The 26,116-nt window shown below is 65.1% G+C and carries 22 protein-coding genes; 15 read left to right on the plus strand and 7 right to left on the minus strand.

Annotated features, from left to right (window positions below):
- The 11 genes from LQT98_RS00960 to LQT98_RS01010 form a co-directional block, all read left to right on the plus strand.
- Positions 1 to 625 (plus strand): YscQ/HrcQ family type III secretion apparatus protein (locus tag LQT98_RS00960; RefSeq protein ID WP_231460803.1); only part of this gene is annotated, 625 nt, incomplete at its 5' end.
- Entirely contained in the window at positions 615 to 1,274 is a 660-nt protein-coding gene (locus tag LQT98_RS00965; RefSeq protein WP_231460804.1) for an EscR/YscR/HrcR family type III secretion system export apparatus protein, read from the plus strand. The genes LQT98_RS00960 and LQT98_RS00965, both read left to right, overlap by 11 nt.
- Before the next feature lie 304 nt (positions 1,275 to 1,578).
- A complete protein-coding gene (locus LQT98_RS00970) occupies positions 1,579 to 1,839 on the plus strand; it encodes an EscS/YscS/HrcS family type III secretion system export apparatus protein (protein WP_019104573.1) in 261 nt (86 codons plus the stop codon).
- Between the two features lie 5 nt (positions 1,840 to 1,844).
- Positions 1,845 to 2,621, plus strand: coding sequence for a type III secretion system export apparatus subunit SctT (gene sctT / locus LQT98_RS00975; protein WP_269325883.1), 777 nt, complete (start codon positions 1,845 to 1,847; stop codon positions 2,619 to 2,621).
- A 1-nt stretch (position 2,622) separates the two neighbouring features.
- The gene (locus tag LQT98_RS00980) at positions 2,623 to 3,786 is read left to right on the plus strand and encodes an EscU/YscU/HrcU family type III secretion system export apparatus switch protein (RefSeq protein ID WP_269325884.1); all 1,164 of its coding nucleotides are present in this window, start codon (positions 2,623 to 2,625) and stop codon (positions 3,784 to 3,786) included.
- Positions 3,787 to 4,027: 241 nt separating this feature from the next.
- The gene (gene sicA, locus LQT98_RS00985; protein WP_231460805.1) at positions 4,028 to 4,531 is read left to right on the plus strand and encodes a type III secretion system translocator chaperone SicA; all 504 of its coding nucleotides are present in this window, start codon (positions 4,028 to 4,030) and stop codon (positions 4,529 to 4,531) included.
- The gene (gene sctE / locus LQT98_RS00990; RefSeq protein WP_269325885.1) at positions 4,528 to 6,273 is read left to right on the plus strand and encodes a type III secretion system translocon subunit SctE; all 1,746 of its coding nucleotides are present in this window, start codon (positions 4,528 to 4,530) and stop codon (positions 6,271 to 6,273) included. Before sicA ends, sctE begins: the two co-directional genes overlap by 4 nt.
- A 16-nt stretch (positions 6,274 to 6,289) precedes the next feature.
- The gene (locus LQT98_RS00995) at positions 6,290 to 7,549 is read left to right on the plus strand and encodes an IpaC/SipC family type III secretion system effector (RefSeq protein ID WP_231460806.1); all 1,260 of its coding nucleotides are present in this window, start codon (positions 6,290 to 6,292) and stop codon (positions 7,547 to 7,549) included.
- Between the two features lie 140 nt (positions 7,550 to 7,689).
- Positions 7,690 to 8,865, plus strand: a complete 1,176-nt coding sequence (gene sctA, locus LQT98_RS01000; protein WP_231460807.1) for a type III secretion system needle tip protein SctA — start codon at positions 7,690 to 7,692, stop codon at positions 8,863 to 8,865.
- 249 nt (positions 8,866 to 9,114) lie between these two features.
- The gene (locus LQT98_RS01005; protein WP_231460808.1) at positions 9,115 to 12,057 is read left to right on the plus strand and encodes a hypothetical protein; all 2,943 of its coding nucleotides are present in this window, start codon (positions 9,115 to 9,117) and stop codon (positions 12,055 to 12,057) included.
- Positions 12,041 to 12,340 (plus strand): acyl carrier protein, encoded by a 300-nt coding sequence (locus LQT98_RS01010; protein WP_231460809.1) that lies wholly within the window; start codon positions 12,041 to 12,043, stop codon positions 12,338 to 12,340. Before LQT98_RS01005 ends, LQT98_RS01010 begins: the two co-directional genes overlap by 17 nt.
- Here the strand turns inward: LQT98_RS01010 and LQT98_RS01015 are convergent.
- From LQT98_RS01015 to LQT98_RS01025, 3 genes are all read right to left on the minus strand, one after another.
- Positions 12,289 to 14,649, minus strand: a complete 2,361-nt coding sequence (locus LQT98_RS01015) for an ATP-binding protein (protein WP_231460810.1) — start codon at positions 14,647 to 14,649, stop codon at positions 12,289 to 12,291. The two genes, LQT98_RS01010 and LQT98_RS01015, sit on opposite strands and share 52 nt — an antisense overlap.
- Before the next feature lie 4 nt (positions 14,650 to 14,653).
- Entirely contained in the window at positions 14,654 to 15,346 is a 693-nt protein-coding gene (locus LQT98_RS01020) for a response regulator transcription factor (RefSeq protein WP_231460811.1), read from the minus strand.
- Between the two features lie 555 nt (positions 15,347 to 15,901).
- Positions 15,902 to 16,915, minus strand: coding sequence for a zinc-binding alcohol dehydrogenase family protein (locus LQT98_RS01025; RefSeq protein ID WP_231460812.1), 1,014 nt, complete (start codon positions 16,913 to 16,915; stop codon positions 15,902 to 15,904).
- A gap of 126 nt (positions 16,916 to 17,041) precedes the next feature.
- On the opposite strand from LQT98_RS01025, the gene LQT98_RS01030 reads away from it, so the two are divergent.
- A complete protein-coding gene (locus LQT98_RS01030; RefSeq protein ID WP_231460813.1) occupies positions 17,042 to 17,947 on the plus strand; it encodes a LysR family transcriptional regulator in 906 nt (301 codons plus the stop codon).
- A 39-nt stretch (positions 17,948 to 17,986) separates the two neighbouring features.
- Here LQT98_RS01030 and LQT98_RS01035 read toward each other — a convergent pair whose 3' ends face one another.
- Together LQT98_RS01035 and LQT98_RS01040 are read right to left on the minus strand one after the other, a co-directional pair.
- Positions 17,987 to 18,436 (minus strand): hypothetical protein, encoded by a 450-nt coding sequence (locus tag LQT98_RS01035; RefSeq protein ID WP_231460814.1) that lies wholly within the window; start codon positions 18,434 to 18,436, stop codon positions 17,987 to 17,989.
- Positions 18,437 to 19,808: 1,372 nt separating this feature from the next.
- Positions 19,809 to 20,723, minus strand: a complete 915-nt coding sequence (locus LQT98_RS01040) for a LysR family transcriptional regulator (protein WP_231460815.1) — start codon at positions 20,721 to 20,723, stop codon at positions 19,809 to 19,811.
- A 127-nt stretch (positions 20,724 to 20,850) separates the two neighbouring features.
- Here LQT98_RS01040 and LQT98_RS01045 point away from each other — a divergent pair, with 127 nt between their 5' ends.
- The 3 genes from LQT98_RS01045 to LQT98_RS01055 all read left to right on the plus strand — a co-directional run bounded on the left by LQT98_RS01045 (position 20,851) and on the right by LQT98_RS01055 (position 23,080).
- The gene (locus tag LQT98_RS01045; RefSeq protein WP_231460816.1) at positions 20,851 to 21,732 is read left to right on the plus strand and encodes an MBL fold metallo-hydrolase; all 882 of its coding nucleotides are present in this window, start codon (positions 20,851 to 20,853) and stop codon (positions 21,730 to 21,732) included.
- Between the two features lie 181 nt (positions 21,733 to 21,913).
- Complete coding sequence (locus tag LQT98_RS01050; RefSeq protein WP_269325886.1) at positions 21,914 to 22,618, plus strand: DsbA family protein; 705 nt, start codon at positions 21,914 to 21,916, stop codon at positions 22,616 to 22,618.
- 39 nt (positions 22,619 to 22,657) lie between these two features.
- The gene (locus tag LQT98_RS01055) at positions 22,658 to 23,080 is read left to right on the plus strand and encodes a nuclear transport factor 2 family protein (RefSeq protein WP_231460817.1); all 423 of its coding nucleotides are present in this window, start codon (positions 22,658 to 22,660) and stop codon (positions 23,078 to 23,080) included.
- A gap of 217 nt (positions 23,081 to 23,297) precedes the next feature.
- Here the strand turns inward: LQT98_RS01055 and LQT98_RS01060 are convergent, their stop codons facing one another.
- Together LQT98_RS01060 and LQT98_RS01065 are read right to left on the minus strand one after the other, a co-directional pair.
- Positions 23,298 to 24,377 carry a calcium:proton antiporter gene (locus tag LQT98_RS01060; RefSeq protein ID WP_231460818.1) on the minus strand — a complete coding sequence of 360 codons (1,080 nt, stop codon included), beginning with the start codon at positions 24,375 to 24,377 and terminating at the stop codon, positions 23,298 to 23,300.
- A gap of 264 nt (positions 24,378 to 24,641) precedes the next feature.
- Complete coding sequence (locus tag LQT98_RS01065) at positions 24,642 to 26,018, minus strand: MATE family efflux transporter (RefSeq protein ID WP_231460819.1); 1,377 nt, start codon at positions 26,016 to 26,018, stop codon at positions 24,642 to 24,644.
- Positions 26,019 to 26,116: the final 98 nt, after the last annotated feature.

Raw genomic sequence — 26,116 nt, forward strand, 5'->3', positions numbered from 1 at the left:
GAGCCTGCCGATGCCGGAGCTGGCTTACCAGCGCCTGCGGCTGGGCGAGGCCGGGCCGAGCGACGCCTTGCCGCGCCAGCCGCTGCTGCGGGTGATGAGCGCCGAAGGGCCGCTGTGGCTGGAGCAGACGCCGGAAGTGGACGCCGACGAGGCGCCGGAGCTGGCGGGCCGGCTCAGCTGGCCGCTGCGCTTCGTCATCGGCGACAGCCGCATCAGCCTGGGCCTGCTGCGCGAGGTGGGCCGCGGCGATGTGCTGCTGATCCGCCAGCCGGCGGCGGCGGTGCGCTGCCACGACCGCGCGTTGGGCACTTATCAAACGTATGAGGAAGGAATCGTCATGGAATGGGATGAAACGCAACAGGCGGCGGAGCCGGAAGCGCCGGCGCGCGATATGGGCCAATTGCCGGTGGAGCTGGAATTCGTGCTGCACCGTAGCCGGATGACGCTGGCGGAATTGCAGGCGCTGTGCCGCGGCCGCTTGCTGGAACTGCCGGCCGACGCCGAGCGACGAGTGGAAGTGCGCGCCAACGGCGCCTTGCTGGGGCGCGGCGAACTGGTGCAGCTGGCCGGCCAGTTGGGGGTGGAAGTGACGGAGTGGCTGGGCGGAGCCGCCGATGTCGAATGATATCTCGCTGATCGCGCTGCTGGCCTTCGCCACGCTGCTGCCTTTCCTGATCGCTTCCGGCACCTGTTTCATCAAGTTCTCCATCGTGTTCGTGATGGTGCGCAACGCGCTGGGCTTGCAGCAGGTGCCGTCCAATATGACGCTCAACGGCATCGCGCTGATGCTGTCGATGTTCGTGATGCTGCCGATCGCGCAGCAGGCCTACAGCCATTACCAGGAAGAGCAGGTCAGTTTCAACAGCGTGGAATCGGTGAGCAACTTCGTCGAGAACGGCCTGGACGGCTATCGCGGCTATTTGCAGAAGTATTCCGACCCGGAACTGGTGAGCTTCTTCGAAAAGGCCCAGGCGCAGCGCACCGAGCGCGAAACCGGCAATGCCGAGGCCGACGAGCAGCCGTCCATCTTCGCCTTGCTGCCGGCCTACGCGCTCAGCGAGATCAAGAGCGCGTTCAAGATCGGCTTTTATCTCTACCTGCCCTTCGTGGTGGTGGATCTGGTGATCTCCAGCATCCTGCTGGCGCTGGGGATGATGATGATGAGTCCGGTGACGATCTCGGTGCCGATCAAGCTGGTGCTGTTCGTGGCGCTGGACGGCTGGACCTTGTTGTCCAAGGGCTTGGTGTTGCAGTACCTGGACCTGGCTTCGTAGGGGGCAAAACCGCCGATGCTGCGTTGCGCCTCCTTGTCGTACGACGGGTACTGCCTGCGTCGGCGCGCCTTGCCTCGGTCGCTGCGCTCGGTTTTGCTTCCCGAGTCTTGGAGCCTGTTTACGATCTGCTGCGCATCGTGGATGCGTTACACGGTAAGTACCGCTTCGAAATGCTCATGTACCACTTGTACATTCCGCTTTCTCAACCGTTTTCGCCTTGTCTCACCTTAGCTCGCGAGACTTTGAAACAGTTTCTTGGAGTCGGCGCTGCCCATGCCGCCCGCCTCAATTTTGGAGTTTTGCTATGAATGATCTGGTGTTCGCCGGCAACAAGGCGCTGTACCTGGTGCTGCTGATGTCGGCCTGGCCCATCATCGTCGCCACCGCCATCGGCCTGCTGGTGGGCCTGTTCCAGACCGTGACCCAGTTGCAGGAACAGACGCTGCCCTTCGGCATCAAGCTGTTCGGCGTCAGCCTGTGCCTGTTCCTGCTGTCCGGCTGGTACGGCGAGACCCTGCTCGGCTTCGGCCGGGAGGTGATGCGCATGGCGCTGGCCCGGGGCTGAGGCGGATGCAGTTCGGCCTGTTCTTCGAAATTCACGGCTGGGTGGCCGCGGCCGCGCTCGGCTTCGCCCGCGTGGCGCCGGTGTTCTTCATCCTGCCCTTCCTGAACAGCAATGTGCTCAGCGGCGTGGTGCGCACCTCGGCCACCATGCTGGTGGCGCTGGGGCTGTGGCCGCATCCGGTGGAGGCGCTGCCGGCCTTCCAGGCGCTGCCCTTCCTCGCGCTGATCGCGCGCGAGGTGGCGGTGGGCCTGCTGCTGGGCTGCCTGCTGGCCTGGCCGTTCTGGGTGTTCCACGCGCTGGGCAGCATCATAGACAACCAGCGCGGCGCGACGCTGAGCAGCAGCATAGACCCGGCCAACGGCGTGGATACCTCGGAGCTGGCCAATCTGTTCAATCTGTTCGCCGCCGCGGTCTATCTGCAAGGCGGCGGCATGGGCCTGATGCTGGACCTGTTCCGCCAGAGCTATCAGCTGTGCGACCCCTTGGGCGTGTGCACGCCGGCGCTGACGCCGACGCTGAGCCTGCTCAACCAGGTGATCAGCAAGGCGGTGGTGCTGGCCAGCCCGGTGGTGGCGGCCTTGCTGCTGTCCGAGGCGGTGCTGGGCCTGCTGTCGCGCTTCGCGCCGCAGATGAACGCCTTCGCGGTGTCGCTGACGGTGAAGAGCGCGGTGGCCTTGCTGATCATGCTGATGTATTTCGGCCCGGTGCTGCCGGACACGGTGGCGCGGCTGGTGGTGCCGGCGGCGGCGCTGCCCGGCTGGCTGGGCGCGCCGGTGCGCTGAGATGTCGAACAAGACCGAACAACCTACGCGCAAGCGCTTGCAGGACGCGGCCAAGAAGGGCCAGTCCTTCAAGAGCCGCGACCTGGTGGTGGCCTGCCTGACCCTGTGCGGCGTCGCCTATCTGGTGTCCTTCGGCTCGCTGGTGGAATTGATGGGCGCTTTCCGCCAGGTGATCGCCGGCGGTTTCCAGCAGGACATGCAGGGCTATGCCCAGGCGGTGGTTTGGCTGGGCATCAAGCTCTTGCTGCCCATCTTTCTGCTGTGCATCGTCGCCTCCGCCTTGCCCTCCCTGCTGCAAAGCGGCTTCGTGCTGGCCAGCGAGGCCTTGAAGCTCAATCTGGAAGCGCTGAATCCGGTGAACGGCTTCAAGAAGTTGTTCAGCCTGCGCACGGTGAAGGAAGCGGTGAAGGCGCTGCTCTACCTGACCAGCTTCGTGGTGGCGGTGCTGGTGCTGTGGCACAAGCACAAGGCGCTGCTGTTCGCCCAGCTCAACGGCGACCCGATCGGCATGGCGGCGATCTGGCGCGAGCTGCTGCTGGCGCTGGTGCTGACCTGTCTGGGCTGCATCGTGGCGGTGCTGCTGCTGGACGCGATCGCCGAGTACTTCCTGTTCATGAAGGACATGAAGATGGACAAGCAGGAGGTCAAGCGCGAGATGAAGGAGCAGGAGGGCAACCCGGAGATCAAGTCGCGCCGTCGCGAGGCGCACATGGAAATCCTGTCCGAGCAGGTGAAGTCCGACATCGAAAACTCGCGCCTGATCGTGGCCAACCCCACCCATATCGCCGTCGGCATCTATTTCAAGCCCGAGCTGCTGCCGATTCCCTTCATCTCGGTGATGGAGACCAATCAGCGCGCGCTGGCGGTGCGGGCCTACGCGGAAAAAGTGGGGGTGCCGGTGGTGCGCGACATCCCGCTGGCGCGGCGCATCTTCGCCAGCCACCGCCGTTATTCCCTGGTCAGCCTGGACGAGGTGGAGGAAGTGCTGCGCTTGCTGATGTGGCTGGAGCAGGTGGAAAACGCCGGCGTGGAAGCGCCGGAGCCGGAACCATCGCCGCTAGCGGCGGCGGAGCGGGGGAAAGACGCGAACGCCGCCGGGCCGGTTGTGGATAAATCCGCCGCCGAGCCCGCCTCTGTGGATAAACGAGACGAGCGGGACGGCTGAGCGCATAGACGCGCCCCAAGAGCCCGCCCGGTGGGGCGGCAACGCCAACCCTCCCCCGCGAGGCGGCAGGCCATATTGAACACGCCCGGATAGCCGCTGCGCCGTCGCCATGAGCGATTCCTGAATGTTTCCCCCGGCCGCGCGCTGTTAAATGACAGCGACGACGGTCATTCCATACCCAAGACAACCGTCGTCTCTAGCCAGCTCTGCCGGGTTGGTGACAGCGACTAGGAGATGTTTGATGAACCCTGAAGACAATGTCAGCGACGAGCGCCTGGCAGAGATGGTCTGGGAAGCGGTAAGCGAGGGCGCCACCCTGAAAGACGTGCACGGCATTCCGCCGGACATGATGGAAGGCCTGTACGCCCACGCTTACGATTTTTACAACAAGGGAAGGCTCGACGAGGCGGAAACCTTCTTCCGCTTTCTGTGCATCTACGACTTCTACAACTCCGATTACATCATGGGACTGGCCGCCGTGTGCCAGCTCAAGAAACAGTTCCAGAAGGCCGCCGATCTGTACGCGGTGGCCTTCGCCCTGAGCAAGAACGACTACCGGCCGGTGTTCTTCACCGGCCAGTGCCAGCTGTTCATGCGCAAGGCGGCCAAGGCCAGGCAGTGTTTCGAGCTGGTGTGCGAGCAGAGCGACGACGAGTCGCTGCGCGCCAAGGCCCAAGTGTATCTGGACAGCTTGCAGGAGACGGAGGCCGAGCAATCCCGTCAGCAGGAAAAGGAGCAAGCATGAGCGGTAATACTATCGGTCAAGGCTTTAATCTTGGCAGTGCCGAGCTGGCGAAAGCGCTATCGGGCAACACCCAGGCGAGCGAGAAATTCGTCGACGCCGCGCAGAAGTCGGCGCAAGCGCTGTTCACGCTGCGCGTCAGCGACGACGCCGGCGCAGCCAAGCCGCGCAGTGACTTGAACACGCCGCCGCTGACCCAGCCCACGGCCAAGGCCAAGGAAGAGCTGGACGGCGCGGGCAAGCTGACGCTGCTGCTGGGACAGTTGATGTCCTTGCTGGGCAATGTCTCGCTGTCGCAGCTGGAAAGCCGCATCGCCACCTGGCGCGCGATGATGGAATCGCAAGCGGCGATGGGCCAGAAGCTGTCGGACGAGTTGCAGCTGGCGATCGGCGAGGCGGAACAGGCCACCGAGGCCTACCAGACCGCGCTGGGCGATTTGAAAACGGCCAAGGCCACGCTGGACGCGGCCAAGCAGAAGCTGGCCCAGGCTCAGGCCAAGCTGGACGGGCTGACGCCGGAAGACGCCGGCTACCAGCAGGCGCTGGCGGCGCGCGATCAGGCCGCCAACGAGGCGCAGGCCGCCAAGCTCAAGGCCGACAAGGCGGAACAGGCCGCCACCGACGCGCACAACTTCGCCAAGGACAAGACCGCCAAGGCGGACTCGCTGTTGACCCAGGCCCAAGGGCTCAATACCAAGGGCGGCGCGGGGCAGCAGGCCGCGGAGGACCATCTGACCGGCGTGGCCAAGCTGACCATGCTGATGGCGATGTTCGTCGAGATGGTGGGCAAGAACAGCGAAGAAAGCCTGAAAAGCGATCTGGCATTGTTCCAGGCCATGCAGGAAGGCCGCCAGAAGGAAATGGACAAAAAATCCGCCGAGTACCAGGAAGAAGTGCGCAAGGCGGAAGAACTCAATCGCACCATGGGGTGCATTGGCAAGATTCTAGGCGCGGTGCTGACAGTGATCAGCGTCGTGGCCGCAGCATTCACCGGCGGCGCCAGCCTGGCGCTGGCCGCGATTGGCGTCGCGCTGATGGTGGCGGACGAGGTGGTCAAGGCCACCACCGGGGTGTCCTTCATGGAAGAGGCGTTGAAGCCCTTGATGGACAAGGTGCTCAAACCCTTGATGGATCTGCTAGGCAAAGCCATCACCAAGGCGCTGGAAAGCATGGGGGTGGACAAGAAGACCGCCGAGCTGGCCGGTTCCATCATCGGCGCGGTGCTGGCCGCGGTGGCCATGGTCGCGGTGATGGTGGTGGTGGCGGTGGTGGGCAAGGGCGCCGCCAGCAAGCTGGGTGGCGCGCTCAGCAAGCTGATGGGCGACGCCATCAAGAAGATGGTGCCCAATGTGCTGAAGGAACTGGCCAAGAACGGCAGCAAGATGTTGACCCAGGGCTTCCAGCGCCTGGCCAACAGCCTGGGCCTGCGCACCGACGCCGCGTCCAAGCAACTGATGGCCAACACCCTCAACCGCGTGGTGGTGGGCGGGGAAGTGGCGCAAGCCACCACCCAGGCCGGCGGCAATGTGGCGCAGGGCGTGTTCATGAAGAACGCCAGCGACATGCTGGCCGACTTCACCCTGGCGCGCGCCGCGATGGACCAGATCGAACAATGGCTGAAGCAGGCGGTGGAAGTGTTCGCCAGCACCCAGAAAGTCACTCAGGACCTGACCACGATGATGTCTTCCGCGTTGCAGCAGAACGCCGAAGCCGGTCGTTTCGTGCTGCGTCAGAGTCACGCTTGAGTTAGGAGAGAATATTATGGCAACTATTATCGGCAGTGTTTCCACCCACAATCCGTTTCCGGCGGCGCTTGAATCCGGCGCGGCTGAAAAATCACCTGTCGCCAAGTCCTTGGTGGACATCAAGGACATCCTGCCCATCCTGAACAGCGCCGGCCGCGACGGCAAGGCGCTGGCCGAGGCGATGAGCGGCCCGCAACTGCGCCCGCCGTCCGCCGAGGTGAGCAAGCAAGTGACCGACGCGCTGAAGAGCTATCTGAGCGAAAAAGCGCAGGACCCGGCCTTCGTCCAGGACCTGGGCGCGGTGTATCAGAAGGTCGAGTCCGGCGTCAGCAAGCTGGTGAACGACAAGGTCAAGGAGCAGGCCGAGCAGGGCAAGCCCTTCGACATCAGCGGCATGGCGCCCAACGGCGCGGCCTTGATGGTGGCCGCCATCGTGCTGATGTCGGCGCTGCGCACCGCCGACAACACGCTGAGCAGCAAGCTGTCGCTGGTGGGCTTCGACGCCACCAAGGCCACCGCCGCCTCCATGGTGCGCGAGGGCGTGGCCAATCTGTCCAGCAGCATCGCCCAGGGCGTGGGCCAGATGGCCATCACCGGCGTTGGCGCCAAGAAAAACCTGAGCGGCTTGAGCGCCGAGCGCGGCGCGCTGAAGAACAACGCGCCCAAACTGGCCAAGCTGGGCGACGAGGGCCGCAACATCCAGTCCGCGCTGGGCCGTCAGAACACCGTCAAGCTGGGCACCGACGCCGACAGCCTGAAGCAGGTGGGCCTGAAGCCGCAGCAGCCGGGCGCGGCCAAGCCGGGCGCGGGCGAGTTGAACGCGCAGTCCAATGCCGCCGGCAGCGTGGCCGACGGCATGGCCGGCGACACGATAGGCCTGCAGTCCAGCAAGCAGCGTTTGTCCAAGGAGCATGAAACCGCGCTGGGCGGCGCCGGCGAGAACTTGTCGGTGAAGGGGCAGGCGGAACAGCTGGCCATGGACGACACCAAGCTCAAGGCCGAGGCCAAGAAGACCACCGGCCGGGCCATCATGGACAGCTCGTCCGCGGCCAGCAATATCGCCGGCGGCTCCGGCCGCTACGCCGCCACGCTGGAGCAGTCCGAGCAGCAGATCAGCCAGGCTTCCAGCCGCGTGGCGAATACCGCCTCCGAGGAAACCCGCGAGAGCAGCCGCAAATCCGACAGCTTCATCCAGGAGCTGCTGCGCACCTTGGACACGATCAGCCAGTCCAAGAGCGCGGCCATGGGCGCGGTGGCCGGCAACATCCGCGCCTGATCCGCTAGCCCGGAACCGGGCGGGGCCGTCCCAGGCTCCGTCCGCCGGCCCGGCCATTCCGGTCGGGCCGGCCTTCCTCACCATTCATCCCGCCAGCGCCTGGGCGCCTGCCTCGGCGCTGGCCATGCAGGGGAATCCCCATGAACGGCATTCAAACCACTCTTTCCACGCCACTGACGCGGCCACAGCTCGCTGAAACCCCGGCCGCCGCGCCGCGCGCCGATGTCGCCGGCCAGGCTGTCGAAACCCGCGCCGCCGCGCCGCAAGGGCCGGAGCTGTCCGCGCTCAATAGCGCCCAGGGCAAGGCCGACGCGCTGCGCCAGGCCAATGAAACCATCCGTCGCGTCGTGGAAGGGCAGACCACGTATGAAAGCAAGCTGGCCGACCAGCGCTGGCAGGCGGCGATTGCTGGCGGCGAGCAGCCGCCGGCCGAGCGCGTGGCATTTCAGCGCGGCGCCTTGACGCGGGCGTTGGACCAGGCTCGCGACACGCAGACCCTGACGACTCAGCAACTCAGCGGCGGCTTGAATAGCGTGGCGCAGAGCGGCTACGAGATGTCCGCCGAGCAAAAGTCGAAGTTGCAGGCGGATATCGCCGACACGCTGGCCGACGCCCCGCCGACGGCGCGGGAATTTGCCGAGCCGATGTTGTTCTCCGCCCCGGCGCCGGGCGCGGGCAAGGACATGATTTCCGACCGCGAACTGTGGGAAATGATCAGCGAGTCCATTGGCAACATCAAGGACGGCTACCTGGGCGTGTATGAGAACGTGGTGGGCAAATACATCGAGTTCTACCAGGAGTTCAGCGACATCCTGTCCAAGATGGCCGGCTGGATCTCGTCCAACGACAAGGGCGACAAAGTCACCCTGAGCGTGGGCGAGTTGTATGACGCGCTGAAGACATTGAAGGCGAAATACGAGAACACGGTGTTATTCCCCACCAGCGGCACCACGACCGAGGCCGAGGCGAAAAAATGGGCCAAGGAGCTGGGTCTACCGGAAAGCTGTGTGCAAAAAAAAGGCGACGGCTATGTGGTGGTCATCGACACCGGTCCGGTGCAGAAAATGATGGACGCCTTGAAAGGCCTGGCCGGCGGCAGCGAGCCGGCGAAAGACAAGAAGGTGGAAATGGACAACGCCAAATTCCAGTCCTGGCAGTCCGGCTTCAAGGCGCAGGAAGAAAACCTGAAGAACACCTTGCAAACGCTGACCCAGAAATACAGCAACGCAAACTCGCTGTTCGACAACCTGGTCAAGGTGCTCAGCAGCACCATCAGCAGCTGCACGGAAACCGCCAAGTCCTTCCTGCAAGGCTAACCAAGGCCTGATGCGGGGTTGCGCCAATGACTGTTGGCGCGTCCCGCCTCAGCCGTGCCACTGACTTCTGTTAGAACCCGTTTACGATCTCGCGGGCCAAGGCGAGACCAGGCCAAAACAGCCGAAAAAGCGGAGCGCACGCACCGTGCATGAGCATTTCGAAGCACTCGCCGAGTCACGCCTCACGACGCGCAGCGGATCGTAAACAGGTTCTTAGCCACTCTAGATAAGGCTTAGGAGAACCACACCATGCCCATTACCGGCGCATCCCCCCTTCTGACGCGCTCCCTGTCCATGCCGGCGGACGCGTCGCGGCGGCCGGCCACCCCGCTCTCGGAGCAGTTCAGCGGCGGGCGCAGCAGCGCCGCCACGCCGGCGCGCCGCCATTCGCTGATTGATCCGGCCAGCTTCAAGGCCCAGCACACCCGCGACAGCGTGGCGGCCTTGTTCGCCGCCTCGACGGACGCCAAGGCGTTGGACAAGCTCTATCTGGCCTCGCCCAATGTCTACGCCCAATTGGAAATCGCGGAGTTCGCCAAGGTCTACGCGCAACTCAAGCAGCAGCCGGACTTGAGCCCGCAAGATGCCAAGTCCCTGGACGATCTGGCGCAGCAATACACCGCCCGAGTCCTGAAAGACGGCCTGGGCGCCAAATCCGCCTTCGGCCCGTGGACCCAGAGCACCAATAAGCAATACCAGCTGCGCAATCAGCTGGAGCACAAGCTGGCGCTATTGGCACACCAGCATTGCGGCGGCGACACCATGAAACTGGGCAACGACTTCATGCAGCGCGAGGTCAGCACCTTCATCCTGTCCTATGTCGAAACCCAGCTGGGGCGTTCACTGGATGCGGCCACCGGCGAGAAAGTGATGGAACTGGTGGACAGCGCGGCGAAGCTGGCCTTCGACGCGCTGCGCCAGAGCCGCGGCGAGATGCTGGGGCTGAGCGGGCCGAGCCTGGGCCGGCAGGCGCGCGACCTCGACACCGTGGCGATTCTGCCGCAGCTGCTGCGCAGCGTGCTGGCGGGGCTGGGACAAGACCCGAAAGGCCCGCAACAACCGGACCCCGCGCGAGATGGTCAGCCCGATCCCAGTCCAGGCCCTCAACCAGGCCCGACCGAGCCGGGGGGCGCGCAGCAGCCGATGGTGGTAAATAACTACTACACCACCAATAACGATAACCGTCAGGACAATCGTCAGGACAACCGGCGTTGGGACAAGCGCGGCGACATGTATCTGGGCGATGTGCACAAGGGCAACCGCCATCATGGCGGAGCGCCCTCGCGTCTGGTGACGTCCTTGCGCATGCCGGCGCCGCAAGTCGCCCGCAGCCAGGAGTTGCCCAAGCCGCAGCAGGCTACCTTGTCGGAAACGCGCCATCCCTTGCTGAACGCGGCCAGCCAAGTGACGGAGGCGATGTCCGAGCTGATGAACACGGTTATGGGCGAGGAGACGCTGACGGCGCCCACGCCCGGCGCGGCGCAGGCGGGCAAGCTGGACGCGACCGCGCGCCAGGCGCGGCTCAGCCCGTCGGCCATGCCGCAATCGGCGATCCTCGGCGGCGCGTCGTCCGGAGTGGAGCAGGGCACGCAGACCGATGCCGGACAGGCCTTGCGCGACGCGGCCAGCCAGGTAACGGGGGCCTTGTCCGAGTTGATGAACACGGCCTTGGGCGAGGAAACGCTGGCGACGCCCATTCCCGGCGCGGCGCAAGCGGGCAAGCTGGACGCGACGGCGCGCCAGGCGCGGCTCGACGCGACAGCGCAGCCGCAAACCGCCAGCCTAGGCGGCGAGGCGGCCGGCGAGTTCGCCGGGCTGTCCTTCCGCGGCGGCCCGCTGCGCAATTTGCCCAGCCAGGCCTATCTGCGCAGCCAGATTTTTCATTCGACGCTGGACGGTCACGCCGCCGGCCGAGAACTGATCAAGGCGCTGCGCGACGCGCTGGAGCCCGACGCGGCGCAGCCCTTCGCGCAACGGCGCGAGTTCGAAGCCTTGCGCAACCGGATGTTGCCCAGCGGCCGCATGCAGCAAGACGATTTGCTGCGGCAATTCGCCGATGGCGCGCCGGAAGCGCTGGCGGCCGACGCGCGTCGGCTGGGCGGCGTGTTGGCCGAACATCCCGGCCTGGAGCGGCAGCGTCAGGTGCTGGGCGGTTTTGCGCAAACCCTGATTCGGGAAACCAATCTGTTGCCGCCGGGCGGGCGGGCCAATCCCTTGCTGGGCGAGTTTCTGAACGGTTTGGGTCTTCAAGCGCGCAACACGCCGGCGGCGGATGCCGGCGCTCGCCTGCATCAGGCCGCACGCGAGGTAGCCGACGGCTTGTCCCAGGTGCTGGACACCGCGGCCGGCCGGCGCGTGGAAGGCGAGTTGCGGGCCGAACGCGTGGATATCCAGCAAGCGGCCAGCACGCCGCTGGACCAAGCGGTTCGCTTGTCGGCCGGAGACGCGCCGACCGCCGATGCCGGCTCGAGTCTGCATCAGGCCGCGCGACAGGTGGCGGATGGCTTGTCCCAAGTCTTGAACGCCGCAGCCGGCCAGAGCGCGGCCGGCGAACCGGAAGCCAATGGACAAGCGTCTCGGCTTGGCCGCGCGCCGACGGCGGACGCCACGGCGCCGACGGCCGAACGAGACGGCGGCGGCTTCGACGGGCTCAAGTTCCGCGACGGCAATCTGTACACGTTGCCAACCCAGGCTTATCTGCGCAGCCGCGCCTTCGCCTTGGACGCCGGCAGCGAGCTGATCCGCGCGGTGCGCGGCGCCCTGGAACCCGACGCGACGCAGCCCTTCGCGCAACGACGCGAGTTTGAAGCGTTGCGCAACCGCGTGTTGCCGGGCAACAGCACTCAGCAAAGCGGCGTGTTGAAGGACTTTGCCGACGGCAAGGCGGGCGCGCTGGGCGACGACGCCGCGCAACTGCGGAAAGTGCTGGCCGAGCATCCGGGCTTGGAGCGGCAGCGCCAGGCGCTGGGCAGTTTTGCGCGCACCTTGATCCGCGAAGCCAATCTGCTGCCGCGCGGCAAGCCGGCCAACCCGCTGGTGGTGGAACTGCTGAGCGGGCTGGGCCTGGACGCCGTCGCCGAATCGCGGCGCGGCGAAGCCTTGAGCTCGCCTTCCGGCGTCACCCTGACCACCGACGGCCTGCATCTAGACCCCAACCGCATCCGGGAGCGCAACCGTGGCAGTCAGTCTTGAGCAGCATGTGGTGGCGGTGATGGCCTGCTGTCTGTCGGTGGAAGAAGCCAAGCTGCAGCCGCAGGCGCGGCTGGTGGACGAGTTGTACGCGGACTCGATGGAGCTGCTGGACATGGTGCTGTTGCTGAACGATGAGTTCGGCATCGAGATTGGCGTCGACGACATCGTCGACATCAAGACCGTGGCCCATGTCTGTCAGGTGGTGGAACGGCGGCTGGCCGAGCGCGTGGCTCAGCTGTCGCCGCTCGGCTCCGATTGCGGCAGCGCCGCCTCCAGCGCCTGAAACAGGTGCTGCAGCCGGGCCGCGTCCGGCTGCGCCTGGCGCAATAGGGTCTGCATCTCCGCCGCCAGCGCCGGCAGCCGTGGCAGGCCGGCGCTGAGCGCCACGCCGTGCAGGCGGTGCGCGTAATGCTCGGCCTGCTGCCAGTCCCGCGCCTGCAGCGCCTGACGTAGCGCGGCGGCGTCGGCGTCGCAGCTGTGGCTCAGCAACTGGGCCAGCGCGTTGTCCGGCACCGTCGGCGGCTGCGGAGCCGGGTGGTGGTCCAGCCACAAGCTCATCATTTGCTCCAGCTGCGCCAGCCGCAGCGGCTTGGTCAGGCAACTGTCTATGCCGCTGTCCAGGCAGCGTTGCTGGTGTTCTATGCCGGTGGTGGCCGAGATGGCGATGATGGGCAAGTGGGGCTGCCACTGCAAGGCCGGGTGGCGGCGCAGCCGCAGCGCCAGCTGGTAGCCGCTGATGCCGGGCAGATTGCAGTCCAGCAGCGCCATGGCGAAGCGTTGGCCCTGGTCCAGCAACGCCAGCGCGGCGGCGCCGTTTTCCACTGTCACCGCGCGGTAGCCCAGCTGCAAAAGCTGCTGGGCGATGATGAAGCGATTGGCCGGCTGGTCCTCCACCACCAGGATGGGGTCGCAGTCCTCATTGATCGCCGCCGGCGCGCTGGCGACATCCGGCTCCGCTTGCGCCGCGGCCTCGGCCGGCGCATGGCGCACCGGCAGCCACAAGGTCACCGTGGTGCCGCATTGCGGCTGGCTGGTCAGCGCGATGCGGCCGCCCATCAACTCCACCAATTGCCGGCAGATCAACAAACCCAGCCCGGCGCCGCCGTAGCGGCGCTGGGTATCGTCCGCCTGCGCGTATTCCTGGAACAGCTTGGTCTGCTGTTCCAGCGGGATGCCGATGCCGGTGTCGCTGACTTGCACGCGCAATTGCGCGCTGTCCTGCTCGATGTCTTGCAATTCCAGATTCAAACGCACCGTGCCGTGGCGGGTGAACTTGACCGCGTTGCTGAGCAGATTGCTCAGGATCTGGCGCAGGCGCACCGGGTCCACCACCAGTTGGCGGCGGCACAGTTCCTTCATTTCCAGTTGCAGCGTCAGGCCTTTTTTTTCCGCGCAGGCGCGGTAGATCGCCGCCACGCCGCTGGCCAGCGCCGCCGCGTCGGTGGCCAGCGGCTCCAGCCGCAGCCGCTGGGCGTTGAGCTTGGACACGTCCAGCACATTGTCCAGCAGCTCCAGCAAATTCACCGCCGAGGCATTGGCCAGCGCCGCCAGCTCGCGCTCGCGCGGCGGCAGCTCGGCCTGGCGCAGCAGCTCCACCGAGGCCAGCACCGCGTTCATCGGCGTGCGGATCTCATGGCTCATCACCGCCAGAAAAGTGGATTTCTGCGCCTCGCTGCGCTGGGCGGCGCGGCGCGCGGTGTGGGCGCGCTGGGCAAAAACCAATAGCAGCAGCAAGGCCAGCGCGGCCAGGCTCAATTCCAGCGCGTAATAGCGGGCGATGGAGCGCCAGGACGGCGCGCCGTAGTCGGTGGTCTGCAGCCAGCCTTCCAGTATCTGCTGGGTATCGTCCGCGGTCAGCTGCTCCAGCGAGCCATTGATGATGGAGAGCAGCCGCGGCTGGTTCTTGTTCACCGCCATCGAGACCAGCCTGGGCATTTCGCTGACGCTGCCGGCGATGCGCAGCGCGCCGTAATAGCGGCGGCGGATCACCGACTGCATTACCGCGTCCAGACCCACCGCGGCGTAGGCCTTGCCGTCGGCCACCGCGTCCAGCGCCGCCAGCGGCGTGGGCGTGGCCACGATGTCGACGGCCGGGAAGTTCTCGCGCAGAAAGTATTCGTAGGGGTCGCCGCTTTCCACCGCGATGGTCTTGTCGGCCAGCTTGGCGGTGCTGAACACGATGGGCTTGTTCGGCTGGGTGACCAGCACCGTGCTGCCGGAGAAATAAGGATCGCTGAAGCGGATGCGCCGGCTCACCTCGGGCGGGATCAGGCCGGAGGACAGCGCGGTGAGCAGATCGATGTGGCCGCTGAGCATCATGTCCACCGCCTGCTGGCGGTTGGCCACCGGCACCAGCTCGAAGCGCAGGCCGCTGATCTCGGAAATGCGGCTCAGATAGGCCTGGGTCAGGCCGCGGTGCTCGCCGTCCTCCATGTATTCGATGGGCCAGCCGTGCGGGTCTATCGCGTAGCGCACCACCGGGTGCTTGGCCAGCCAGGCGCGTTCCGCCGCGCTGAAGCCGGCGTGGCCGTGGCCTGACAAGAGGCTGAGCGCCAGGAACAGGCAGCAGGGCAGCAAGGGGCGGGCGCGCATGGCGTCAGGGATTGACCAGCCGGCTTTGCAGCTTGAACAACTCGTTGTCGCTGCGCAGGCCCAGCTTTTTCAGCGCCGACTGCTTCTGATTGCTGATGGTCTTGATGCTGCGCGAGAACTTGACGGCGATATCGCTGACCGTCATGCCGTCCAGACAGCAGCGCAGCACCTCGCGTTCGCGCGGGGACAGTTCCGGGAGGTCCAGCAGGCTGCGCAGCATCGCTTTCTGCGGCGCCGGCAGATTGGCGCAGGTTTCGTCCAGCGCCGCGCTCATGTCCGGGCTCAGATAGCTGTGGCCGTCGGCCAGCAGGCGGATGGCGGCGGCCAGCTCGTCCAGGCTCTGCTCCTTGCCGATGAAGCCGTGCGCGCCGCAGCGCAGCGCCAGCGCAACCGTGGCCGGGGTGTAATAGGCCGACATCACCAGGATGCGCACCTTGGCGAAGCGCCGGCGCAAGCCGCGGATCAGGCTGAAGCCGTCGATGTCGCCGGGGCTGAGCGCGTAGTCGGTGACCACCACGTCCACCGCGTCGCACTGCGCCAGATGCTGGATCAGCGGCGCGCTGCTGATGAACTGTCCGGTCACGTTCAAGTCGGTTTCATCGGCCAGAAGGCCGGCCAGGCTGTTCAGCACCATCAGGTGATCATCCAGCAAGGCGATTTGTATCGGCTGGCTCCGCAATGATTTGGCATCAGGCATATGAGTGTCCCAACAGATGGCGGCGCGGCTGCGCCTTGCGCCATGGTTATGTCTCTGAACCTGTGTACGCTGTTGCGCGGGCGGCGGCTCCGGTTTCGCTCCGGCATCAGGCTTGGTATAGGCCATTACGCGAAGTTTTGGCGGCAGGGAACGCTTGCGCCGCCGGTTTGGCCGGCTGAGGGAACGGAGGGTGGAATGGCGGGACGGGCCAGGCCTGCGGCGGGGCCGGAGGCGAAAGCGTGCGCATTCGTGATCTCGTTCCCCGGATTGTTAAAGACAGCCAGCAGGCCATTATTCCGTGCCGGCCGCGCCTTGTGAAGCGATTTCAGCGGCGGATGAGGATGCTTAGCGCGCTGGCATGAGGCCGGCGGCGAGGCGTCGCCGCCGGCGCGGAGGAGTGAAGCCGCTCTTGGAGCCGGCTCAAAGTCTGGCGAGCGAGGGCGAGACAAGGCGAGAACGAGCGAAAAAGTGGAATGTACGCGCGGTACATGAGCATTTTGGGCTCGTACTCACCGTGCAACGCTTCACGACGCGCAGCAGATCGTGAACAGCTTGTTAGAAACCCGAGAGCACGATCTTGCCCTTGGCGCGGTTGCTCTCCAGCAAGGCGTGGGCGCGTTTCAGATTGGCGGCGTCGATGCGGCCGAAGCGCTCCGCCACCGTGCTGCGCACCAGGCCGGCGTCCACCAGCTCGGCCAGCCGGTTCAGCAGGTGGTGCTGCTCGATCTGATCATCGGTGCCGAACAAGGAACGGGTGTACATGAACTCCCAGTGCAGCGACACGCTCTTGCGCTTCAGCTCGCGCACGTCCAGGGCCGCCGGGTCGTCGATCAGCGCCAGCTTGCCCTGCGGCGCGATGGCGGCGGCGATCTGCTTGAAGTGGGCGTCGGTCTGATTCAGGCTGGCCACGTAATCGACGCTGGGGTAGCCGATGCGCTTGAGCTCCTCGCTCAGCGGGAGGCGGTGGTCGATCACATGATGAGCGCCCAGCTCCTTGACCCAGGCCTGGGTTTCCGGCCGCGAGGCGGTGCCGATCACGGTCAGGCCGGTCAACTGACGCGCCAGCTGCACCAGGATGGAACCGACGCCGCCGGCCGCGCCCACCACCAGCAGGCTCTGGCCGCTGGGCGCATGGTTGTCCAGCACCCGCAGCCGGTCGAACAGCAGCTCCCAGGCGGTGATGGCGGTCAGCGGCAGGGCGGCGGCCTGCTCGAAATCCAGGCTGTGTGGCATGCGGCCGACGATGCGCTCGTCCACCGCGTGCAATTCGCTATTGGCGCCAGGGCGGTGCAGCGCGCCGGCATACCACACCTTGTCGCCGGGCTGGAACAGGCTGACCTTACCGCCCACCGCGCGCACCACGCCGGCGGCGTCCCAGCCCAGCACCTTGGCTTGGCCGGCTTCCGGCGCCGCGCCGGCGCGCACCTTGGTGTCCACCGGGTTCACCGAAATGGCTTTGACCTCCACCAGCAGGTCATGCTCGCCGATGGCGGGCTCGGGCAATTGCACATCCAGCAAGGACTCCGGGTGCTCGATCGGCAGGTTCTGGTAATAGGCGATGGCTTTCATCTTGGCAGGCTCCATTAGGGTGGCGGGCCGATAGGGCCCGGTCTTGATGGTGCTTATGCTATTCCTGTTCGCCGCAGCGAAAAGCCAGCTAGAATTCGATTCAGTTTCAAAAATATTTTGAGAATCATGGTCAGAATCGAGGATGTGCAAGTCTTCATCCACGCCGCCGACAACGGCAGCCTGTCCGCCGCCGCGCGGCAGCTGGATCTGAGCCCGGCGGTGGCCAGCGCGGCGCTGAAGCGGCTGGAGCAGACGCTGGGCGCGCAATTGCTGGCGCGCTCCACCCGCAGCCTGCGGCTGACCCTGGCCGGGGAGCGCTATCTGGTTCATGCGCGCGCCGCGCTGGAGGCCTTGCAGGCCGGCGGCCAGGCCCTGGCGCAGCAACGGCAGGCGCTGAGTGGCGAACTGTCGTTGTCGATGCCGTCGGATCTGGGCCGCAGCCGGCTGCGCGGCTGGCTGGACGCTTTCCTGGAACGGCACGCCGGCCTGAGCCTGCAATTGCGGATCAGCGACCGGGTGGCGGACTTGTACCGGCAGCCGGTGGACGTGGCCCTGCGCTACGGCGTGCCGGAAGACTCCAGCCTGGTGGCGCTGCCGCTGGCGCCGGACAACCGGCGGGTGTTGTGCGCATCGCCGGACTATCTGGCGCGTCACGGCCGGCCGACATCGCCGCAGGAACTGCGCCGCCATCAATGCCTGCGGCTGGTATTGGGCGCGGCCTTGCATGAGCGCTGGAGTTTCAGCCAGGGCCCGCTGCGCGAGCAGGTGACGGTGAACGGCCGCCGCCAGAGCGACGATGGCGAGGTGGTGCGGCGCTGGGCGCTGGACGGGCTGGGCATCGCCTATAAATCGCGTTTGGACGTGCTGGACGATCTGCGCGCCGGCCGTTTGCTGTTGCTGTTGAAGGATTGGCAGACCGAGGCGACGCCGCTGTATCTGGTGACGCCGCATCGGCTGATGTTGTCGCCGGCGGTGGTGGCCTTGCGGGAGTATTTGCAGGCGTGCCTGCAGGATTATCTGGCGGCGCCGTGAGGGAAGGCGCAGCCCCCACGGCGCGGCGAGCCCGGTGTGCTAGCTATTGCGCAAGCGGATGCGGCGGAAACGCGCCTCCAGGCTGAAACGCTGTTCTTGTGCCAGGTAAAGCTGGTGTTGGCTATCCACATGGCGATAGACCCGGACCCGGTCGGCGCCCAGCAGCATCATGATTTCCAGATAGTTGAAGAAGCCCATCCACTGGCCGCGGCCATCGCGGTCGTCAAAGTCGATGTCGCGCGCGACGCGGCTGAGCAGGCCTTTGCCGACGTATGCGCGGTTGTCCTTCAGCCATTGCAGCAGGTGGGCCGCGCATTCGCGGCCGTAGGCGTGGTCAGTGGGCGCATGCTTGCTGGGGGCGGGCATGTGCCAGTAATGCGCATAGGTGCGGCCGGGGCAGAGGTGGACGAAGGGAAGTAGGGTTTCCTGTTGTTCCAGGGTGTTCAGTTTGTAGCGACGACGAGGGGGGAAGGTTTGAGCGTGTTGCATGGTGTTTCTCCTAGTGAATGACACAAGATGAAGCACCTGAGCCCATAAAGAGGGAACAGGATTGGCGTCTAAATAAATCAAATCGTTGTCCGTGCCGACTCATAGTCCACCATGCACCTGCTGAATGGCGTGGTCATGGATGGTAAAGCAGGCCACGCAATTGCTGCGCGGGTCCGGGGTTAATGCTAGCGACGGGACGCCAATCCCGTGTGCCGCATGTGGGCGGCAACGTGGGGATTGTTGCCGAGGGGGCGGTTGGGGTCAAGGTGGGGTGGTTGCTTTGCTTGAGCGTGGCTTACTAGTTGAGTGATCTGGTTTTGAATCCGCTGCGCGGATATTGATTTAGGGCCGGTTCCGCCCGGCGAACGGGGAGGGGGCGGACCGCCGCCCCCTTCCAGCCCCCCTCGTCCCCCAGGGCGCGAAACCCCGAAGAAAAAGAGGCCTGCAAGGCGCGGCTGAACTCGCGATTTGCTAGCGTCAAATCGCTCAAACAAAGCAGCCGCTTAAGACCTTGCAGACCTCTTTTTCTCCGGCGCGCCCCGAGGGGACACTTGGGCGCTACACGAGGTGGTCTTTTTTGAATTAAGAGGGGTGGTTTAACGAAGTGGGCCATTCTTGTGGGTAACTTGGCTCCATTGCCTTTTGTTATGGATAAACCGTGCTCCCCAAAAGAAACTACGTATGTGGTGTGCCCCACGAAGGTACTAGCTTGGCCTGCGGCTTCTCGCCGGAGCTTGTCAGATCCGAGGTGCGGCTGAACTCTCTATATGTGAATCTTTGATTGGCATCAGTGATGGCGCGCTGATGTCTGCGCTGCTCGAACAGGCAGCCGCTTAAAACGAGCGAAGCGAAGTTTCTGAGTAGCTAAAATCTCGGGCCTGCCACCCGGCGGCAGGCTTGAAGGGACCTGGAGCGCGTTGCAAACGTGGTTTCTTCTTGGCTCTTTCGAGATATCCACAGGCGGGGGCAAACTGGGTGGTTATCCACAAAAATAACTCACGAGGTCAAATCACTCTTTCTTTTCAAGAAAAAGACCACCTCGTGTAGCGCCCAAGTGTCCCCTCGGGGCGCGCCGGAGAAAAAGGGGTCTGCAAGGTTTTAAGCGGCTGCTTTGTTTGAGCGATTTGACGTTAGCAAATCGCGAGTTCAGCCGCGCCTTGCAGACCCCTTTTTCTTCGGGGTTTCGCGTCCTGGGGGACGAGGGGGGCTGGAAGGGGGCGGCGGTCCGCCCCCTCCCCGTTCGCCGGGCGGAACCGGCCCTAAATCAATATCCGCGTAGCGGATTCAACAGAAAATAACCTTCATGAAGCTACCGGGCTGTAGGGTGTGAAGCCTGTTCACGAAGTCACGAGCCACCCATACCCACCCGACCTCAGCCCCCGGCGGTACGCGCCTGCCAGGCCGGATCACTGGCAAAACGCTCCACCAGAAAATCCAGCATCGCCCGCAAGGTGGCCGGCATCTGCCGACGCGAAGCGTAAATACCGTAAATGCCCAACTCCTGCGGCTGATACTCCGGCAACAAAGCCACCAACTGACCGCTGGCGATCAGCGGCGCCGCGGAATACAAGGGCTGCAAGGCGATGCCCGCGCCGGCCGCGGTGGCGGACAACAACACCATGGATTCATTGGCGCTCAGATTGCCGCTGACCGGCACCGCCAACTGCTCGCCGTGACGCTGAAAGCGCCACAAGCTCTTGCCGAAATAGGAATAGGTCAGACAGTTGTGTAGCGACAAATCCTCCAGCCGCTTGGGCGCGCCGTGGGCGGCCAGGTAGGCCGGAGAGGCGCAGATCACCGACGCGCAGCTGGCCAGCGGCCGCGCGATCAGATTGGGGTCCAGCGCATTGGTGATGCGGATGGCCAGGTCGATTCTTTCTTCCACCAGATTGACCGCGCGGTTGCTGATCTGCAGATCGATGGCGGTTTGCGGGTAGCGGCGCAGAAACTCGGTCATCGCCGCCGCCAGCGCGTCCTGCGCCAGCGATTGCGCGCAGCTGATGCGCAGCAGGCCCTGAGGCTGGCCTGGGTCGGCGCTGTTGGCCGCCGGCATCTGCCCGGCGATTTCCAGCATCTGCCGGCAACGCGCCAGCGTTTCCTCGCCGGCCGGGGTCAGGCTCAGCCGCCGCGTGGTGCGATGCAGTAGCCGGGTGCCGGCCCATTCTTCCATTTCCGCCAGGTAACGGGTCACCATCGCCCGCGACATGTCCAGCGTGTCCGCCGCCGCGACCAGGCTGCCGCGCTCGGTGATGGTCACAAACACTTGCGCCGCGGTGATCCTATCCATGATTTGCTCGATTTATGCAACTAACCATTGCTTATTATCCGGTTTTTGATTCGAAAATAGCAATCTATGATTCACATCAGGCTTGCTACCAAGCCGACCGATCCCAAACACTCAAATGGAAACCATCATGATTCAACACCGCATCTCCGGCAGCTTTGTAGCAGGCGCCCTGTTGTTGTCCGCCACCTTCGCCCAAGCCGAGGCTTTGAAAGTCGACGTTTACAACCCCGGCGCCAAGAGCCTGTTCCCGGTGTCCTCGGAGCTGGTCACCGGCAAGAGCGAGGCCGTGCTGATCGACGCTCAGTTCCAGCGCAACGACGCCGAAGCCCTGGTGGCCAAGGTCAAGGCCAGCGGCAAGAAGCTGACCACGGTGTTCATCTCCCATCCGGACCCGGACTTCTACTTTGGCCTGGACGTGATCAAGGCCGCTTTCCCGGACGTCAAGGTGCTGGCCACCGCGGCCACCATTGAAGCGATCAAGGCCAGCAAGGACGGCAAGATGGCTTACTGGGGCCCGATCCTGAAGGATAACGCACCCAAGACCGTGATCGTGCCGGAACCCATCCAGGGCGACACCCTGAAAGTGGATGGCCAGAAGCTGCAGGTCATGGGTCTGAAAGGCCCGACCCCGGACCGCACCTATATCTGGGCGCCGTCGATCAAGACCGCGATGGGCGGCGTGCTGACCTACGGCAATATGCATGTCTGGACCGCGGACACCCAAACCCCGAAAGACCGCGCCGACTGGCAGAAGTCCTTGAAGAACCTGCAAGCGCTGAAGCCCAAGGTCGTGGTGCCTGGCCATTTCCTGAACAACGCGCCGCATACCCTGGCTTCGGTGAAGTTCACCAGCGACTACCTGAAGACGCTGGAAGCGGAACTGCCCAAGGCCAAGAATTCGGCCGAGCTGGTGACGGCGATGAAGCAGCGTTATCCGAAGCTGGACGGCGTGTCCGATCTGGAGCTGAGCGCCAAGGTGTTGAAGGGCGAGATGAAATGGCCGCAATAAGGCTCTGAGGGCAGCCAGCGAAAGTCCTGATGCCGCGCGGCGCCGCTTGCCGTACTCCATGTGCTGCCGGCGTCGGCGCGCCTTGCCTCAGGATTCGTTTGCCGCCCTTGATGCTTGCTACGTCTGATGATTTGAATGTATGGCCGCCCGCGTCGCGGGCGGCGCAAGAAAGGAAACCGCTATGTCCGCTGCGACTTTGCACTATATTTTTGATCCGCTGTGCGGCTGGTGCTACGGCGCCGCGCCCTTGCTGGAGATTGCGCGCGCCGTGCCGGGCTTGGCGGTGGAATTTCACGGCGGCGGCATGATGGTGGGCGCCAATCGCCGCCAGGTCAGCCCGGAGTGGCGGCAGTTCGTGCTGCCGCACGACCGCCGCATCGCCGAAGTGTCCGGCCAGCCGTTTGGCGCCGCTTATTTCGATGGCCTGCTCAAGGATCATGGCGCGGTGATGGATTCCGCGCCGCCCACCACCGCGATGCTGGCGGCGGAGGAACTGGCCGGCCAGGGCCTGGCGCTGTTGCACCGCATTCAGCGCGCCCATTTCGTCGAAGGCCGCCGCATTGCCGAAACCGAGGTGTTGACCGAGTTGGCCGCCGACATCGGTCTGGACGCGGCAGCGTTCGCCGCGGCTTTCCATCGTTTGGAAGGCGCGGCCACCAACGCTCACTTCCAGGACAGCCGCCGGCTGTTGGCGCAAGTGGGCGGCCAGGGCTTCCCCACGCTGGCGCTGGAGGAAAACGGCCAGCTGACGGTGTTGGACCTGGGCGCCTACCTGGGCCGGCCGGACGCCTGGCGCGCCCGTCTGAGCCAGGCGTTGCCGGCCGCGGCCGCCACGACGACGGAGGCGCTGGTCTGCGGGCCGGACAGCTGTGTGTTGCCGCAATGAAGGAAGGGCATGAGCAAACCGATTTTTGGATGGAACACCATGAACGTTAATCACACCCCCGGCCAGGGCCACCTGAGCAATGTGGACATCGTCCGCGCCACTTATGAAGGCGATTCCGAGGCCAATGGCCGCAATCTCTTGGCCGCGCTGGCGCCGGATGCGGAATGGACCGAAGCCGCCGGCTTCCCCTATGCCGGCACCTATGTCGGCGCGGAATCCATCGTCAAGAACGTGCACGAGCGGCTGGGCCGCGAGTGGGAAGGCTACCGCGCGGCGGTGGACAGCTTCTACGACGCCGGCGATCACGTGATCGCCCAGGGCTTCTATCACGGCGTTTACCGCGCCACCGGCAAGGGCTTCGTCGCTTCTTTCGCCCACATCTACACGCTGCGGGACGGCAAGATCGTCAAGTTCGTGCAGATCGTGGACAGCGCCAAGGTGCTGGAAGCGATGCGGGCCTGAGAACCTGTTTATGATCTGCTGCGCGTCGTGGAGCGTCACACGGTGAGTACCGGCTTCGAAATGCTCATGTACCGTGTGTACACTCCGCTTTCTCAGCCGTTTTCGCCTTGTCTCGCCTTAGCTCGCGAGATCATGAACCGGTTCTGAGAACCAGGTCCGCCAATGAAAAAACCGCCAGCCGGCAACGGGTGGCGGTTTTGTTTTGCGCCTGGAAAACTCAGGGGCTGATGGCGAAGAACACGAAGGACGCGAAGATCACCAGGTGGACGATGCCCTGCAGAATGGTGGTGCGGCCCACCGACAAGGACAGCGAGCTGGCCACCAGGGTCAGCACCAGGAAGATGGTTTCCTTGTTTTCCAGGCCCAGGATCAGCGGTTCTCCCATGACGACGAAGATCATCGCCACGGTGGGAATGGTCAGGCCGATGGAGGCCAAGGCGGAACCCAGCGCCAGGTTGAGGCTGGTCTGCACCCGGTCGGCGCGCGCGGCGTTGGCGGCGGCCAGGCCTTCCGGCAGCAGCACCAGCGCGGCGATGATGATGCCCACCACCGCGGCCGGCGCGCCGGCGGCTTCCACGAAGCCTTCGATCGACGGCGACAGCAGCTTGGCCAGGCTGACCACGCCCACCAGGCAGACCAGCAGCAGCGCCAGGCTGATCATGGTCACTTTGGCGGACGGCGGCGGCGCGTGTTCGTCCTCGCTATGGCTGCCTTCCACCAGGAAGTAGTCGCGGTGACGTATGGTCTGCACGAAGACGAAGGCGCCGTACAGCACCAGCGACACCACGCCGGTGAAGGCCAGCTGCGAGGAGGACAGCAGCGGGCCGGGCTCGCTAGTGCCGTAGTTGGGCAGCACCAGCGCCAGCACCGAGATGGCGGCCAGCACGGTCAGCGCCGCCTTGGCGCCGCTGAGCTGGAAGTTTTGTTCGCGATGGCGCAAGCCGCCCAGCAGCAGGCAGATGCCGAGGATGCCGTTGCAGGTGATCATGATGGCGGAAAAGATGGTGTCGCGCGCCAGCGCCAGCTTGCTTTCGCCGCCGGCCAGCATGAAGGAGACGATCAGCGCCACTTCAATCACCGTCACCGCCAGCGCCAGGATCAGCGTTCCATAAGGCTCGCCCACTTTGTGGGCCACCACTTCCGCGTGATGGACGGCGGCGAAGACGGTGCCGGCCAGCAGCACCGCCAGCAGGGCGATGAACCAGGCGGAGGAAGAAAATGAGGATGAGGCCAGGATTGCGCCCCAGGCGACAAGCGGGGCGGCGACGGTCCAGCGGGGAATGGTGGTCAGAGACATTGTTTTCCTTGTTATTGACGGGGTGGAGTCAAGCCGCGGCGTGGTTGCCAACAGACGGGTGTTATCACTATACGAATCGGCCCGCGATCCCGCGACCTCGAAACAAGACAAGGTGTGGGGGCGGCCGGGAGCCGGCGCGGGATGCGAGAGCAAGGAGGCGCGAGCGAGCGCGCGAAGGATATAGACAATGGCAATTGGAACCGGTTCGCCAATGCCTAAAAAAAATGGCCGGAAATCCGGCCATTGTGTCGAGAACGGTATGGATCACGCCGCGGCTGGCGCGCCGGCCTCGCGTTTCAGCCGGCGCAGCGCGCCCCACAGGGCCAGCGCGGCGGCGGTGCCCAGCAATAAGTTGACCAGCGGCATCGCCAGCCACACGCCGTCCAGCGCCAGCCACAGCGGCAGCAGCCATAAGGCCGGCAGCAGCAGCAGGGTCTTGCCCACGGTCAGCAGCAGCGCCGTCCGCGTCAGCGCCATCGCTTGCAGCGCGAGAATGCCCACGATCACCAGCCCGTCGAAGGGCATGGCCAGCAGGTGCAGGCGCAGCGCGTGGCTGCCGGCGGCGATCAGCGCCTGGTCTTCGCTGTTGTACATGCGCACGATCAGGGTGGGGAACAGCTGCACCACCGCCAGCGCGGTCACGCCCAGCAGCAGGGTCACGCGCAGGCCGTAGCGCAGCGCTTCGCGGGTGCGCTCCGGCCGGCCCGCGCCGGTGGAGTGGCTGAGCAGCGGCTGCAGGCCCACCGCCAGTCCATGCACCACCAGGGTGAACAGCGCTTCGCTGTAGCCGGCGGTGGCGTAGGCGGCCACGCTCAGGTCCGTGCCCCAGCGCAGCAGCTGGAAGTTGTGGGCGAACATCAGCAAGGCCAGGTTGAACTCCATCAACAGGCTGGACAGGCCCAGCGCCAGGATGGGGCCGCAGTAGCGCCAGTCCAGCCGCAGATGCGAGAGCCGCAGCCGCAGCCGCGCGTGACGGGTGAAGAAATAGCCGAGTCCGGCCAGTATCACCACCGATTCGGACAGCAGCGTGGCCTGGGCCGAGCCGGCCAGGCCCAGCTTGAACACGCCGACGAACAGGTAGTTGAACACCACGTTGAGCAGCGATCCCACCACCATCAGCAGCGTGGCCAGCCGCGGGCGGCCGTCGTTGCGCAGCAGATAGGTGGCCACCATCTGGCCCATGGTGAACAGCGCGCCGCCCAGCATCCATTGCAGGTAGTTGCGCGCCTCGGTCATCACCGCGGGCTGTTGGTCGGCTTGCAGCCATTGCAGCAGGGTGTCCAGATAAGTGAGGCCCAGCAGCGGGATGGCCAGGCTGATCAAGGCCAGCAAGGCCAGCGCGGAAACCAGGGTGCCGCGCGCGGCGGCGTAGTCGCCGCCGCCTTGCAGGATGGCGATGCGGGTGGCCGCGCCCATGCTCAGCATGGCGCCCAGGCCCACTTGCAGCATCACCAGCGGGTAGGCCAGCGAGATGGCCGCCAGGCCGTGGCTGCCGACGAAGTGGCCGACGAAGATGCCGTCGATGACCACGTAAAGGCCGGTGGCCAGCATGCCGGCCAGGGAGGGAATGGTGTATTGCCAGAACAGTTTGGACACCGGCAACGTGTCCAGATCGCGGTGGTTTGTCGTTGTGTGTGACATGGGTAGTGCCTAAGAAGAGTTTCAAAAGATCGAGGGACGCCAGGCCGGCGCGCCTTGCCTTGAGCGCGCCGAGTGTCGTCCGTTTAATTAATCAATCA

Origin of the sequence: Chromobacterium aquaticum, assembly GCF_021129195.1 — a bacterium.
GTDB classification, from domain to species: Bacteria; Pseudomonadota; Gammaproteobacteria; order Burkholderiales; family Chromobacteriaceae; genus Chromobacterium; species Chromobacterium aquaticum.

What these genes read in the sequence shown, in the direction of transcription:
- LQT98_RS01030 (WP_231460813.1), top strand. Translation starts at nt 17,042, where the DNA reads ATGGTCAGAATCGAGGATGTGCAAGTCTTCATCCACGCCGCCGACAAC.
- LQT98_RS00995 (WP_231460806.1), top strand. Translation starts at nt 6,290, where the DNA reads ATGGCAACTATTATCGGCAGTGTTTCCACCCACAATCCGTTTCCGGCG.
- sicA (WP_231460805.1), top strand. Translation starts at nt 4,028, where the DNA reads ATGAACCCTGAAGACAATGTCAGCGACGAGCGCCTGGCAGAGATGGTC.
- LQT98_RS01005 (WP_231460808.1), top strand. Translation starts at nt 9,115, where the DNA reads ATGCCCATTACCGGCGCATCCCCCCTTCTGACGCGCTCCCTGTCCATG.
- LQT98_RS00965 (WP_231460804.1), top strand. Translation starts at nt 615, where the DNA reads ATGTCGAATGATATCTCGCTGATCGCGCTGCTGGCCTTCGCCACGCTG.
- LQT98_RS01045 (WP_231460816.1), top strand. Translation starts at nt 20,851, where the DNA reads ATGATTCAACACCGCATCTCCGGCAGCTTTGTAGCAGGCGCCCTGTTG.
- LQT98_RS01035 (WP_231460814.1), bottom strand. Translation starts at nt 18,436, where the DNA reads ATGCAACACGCTCAAACCTTCCCCCCTCGTCGTCGCTACAAACTGAAC.
- LQT98_RS01025 (WP_231460812.1), bottom strand. Translation starts at nt 16,915, where the DNA reads ATGAAAGCCATCGCCTATTACCAGAACCTGCCGATCGAGCACCCGGAG.
- LQT98_RS01040 (WP_231460815.1), bottom strand. Translation starts at nt 20,723, where the DNA reads ATGGATAGGATCACCGCGGCGCAAGTGTTTGTGACCATCACCGAGCGC.
- LQT98_RS01065 (WP_231460819.1), bottom strand. Translation starts at nt 26,018, where the DNA reads ATGTCACACACAACGACAAACCACCGCGATCTGGACACGTTGCCGGTG.
- LQT98_RS01060 (WP_231460818.1), bottom strand. Translation starts at nt 24,377, where the DNA reads ATGTCTCTGACCACCATTCCCCGCTGGACCGTCGCCGCCCCGCTTGTC.
- sctE (WP_269325885.1), top strand. Translation starts at nt 4,528, where the DNA reads ATGAGCGGTAATACTATCGGTCAAGGCTTTAATCTTGGCAGTGCCGAG.
- LQT98_RS01055 (WP_231460817.1), top strand. Translation starts at nt 22,658, where the DNA reads ATGAACGTTAATCACACCCCCGGCCAGGGCCACCTGAGCAATGTGGAC.
- LQT98_RS00970 (WP_019104573.1), top strand. Translation starts at nt 1,579, where the DNA reads ATGAATGATCTGGTGTTCGCCGGCAACAAGGCGCTGTACCTGGTGCTG.
- sctT (WP_269325883.1), top strand. Translation starts at nt 1,845, where the DNA reads ATGCAGTTCGGCCTGTTCTTCGAAATTCACGGCTGGGTGGCCGCGGCC.
- sctA (WP_231460807.1), top strand. Translation starts at nt 7,690, where the DNA reads ATGAACGGCATTCAAACCACTCTTTCCACGCCACTGACGCGGCCACAG.
- LQT98_RS00980 (WP_269325884.1), top strand. Translation starts at nt 2,623, where the DNA reads ATGTCGAACAAGACCGAACAACCTACGCGCAAGCGCTTGCAGGACGCG.
- LQT98_RS01020 (WP_231460811.1), bottom strand. Translation starts at nt 15,346, where the DNA reads ATGCCTGATGCCAAATCATTGCGGAGCCAGCCGATACAAATCGCCTTG.
- LQT98_RS01050 (WP_269325886.1), top strand. Translation starts at nt 21,914, where the DNA reads ATGTCCGCTGCGACTTTGCACTATATTTTTGATCCGCTGTGCGGCTGG.
- LQT98_RS01015 (WP_231460810.1), bottom strand. Translation starts at nt 14,649, where the DNA reads ATGCGCGCCCGCCCCTTGCTGCCCTGCTGCCTGTTCCTGGCGCTCAGC.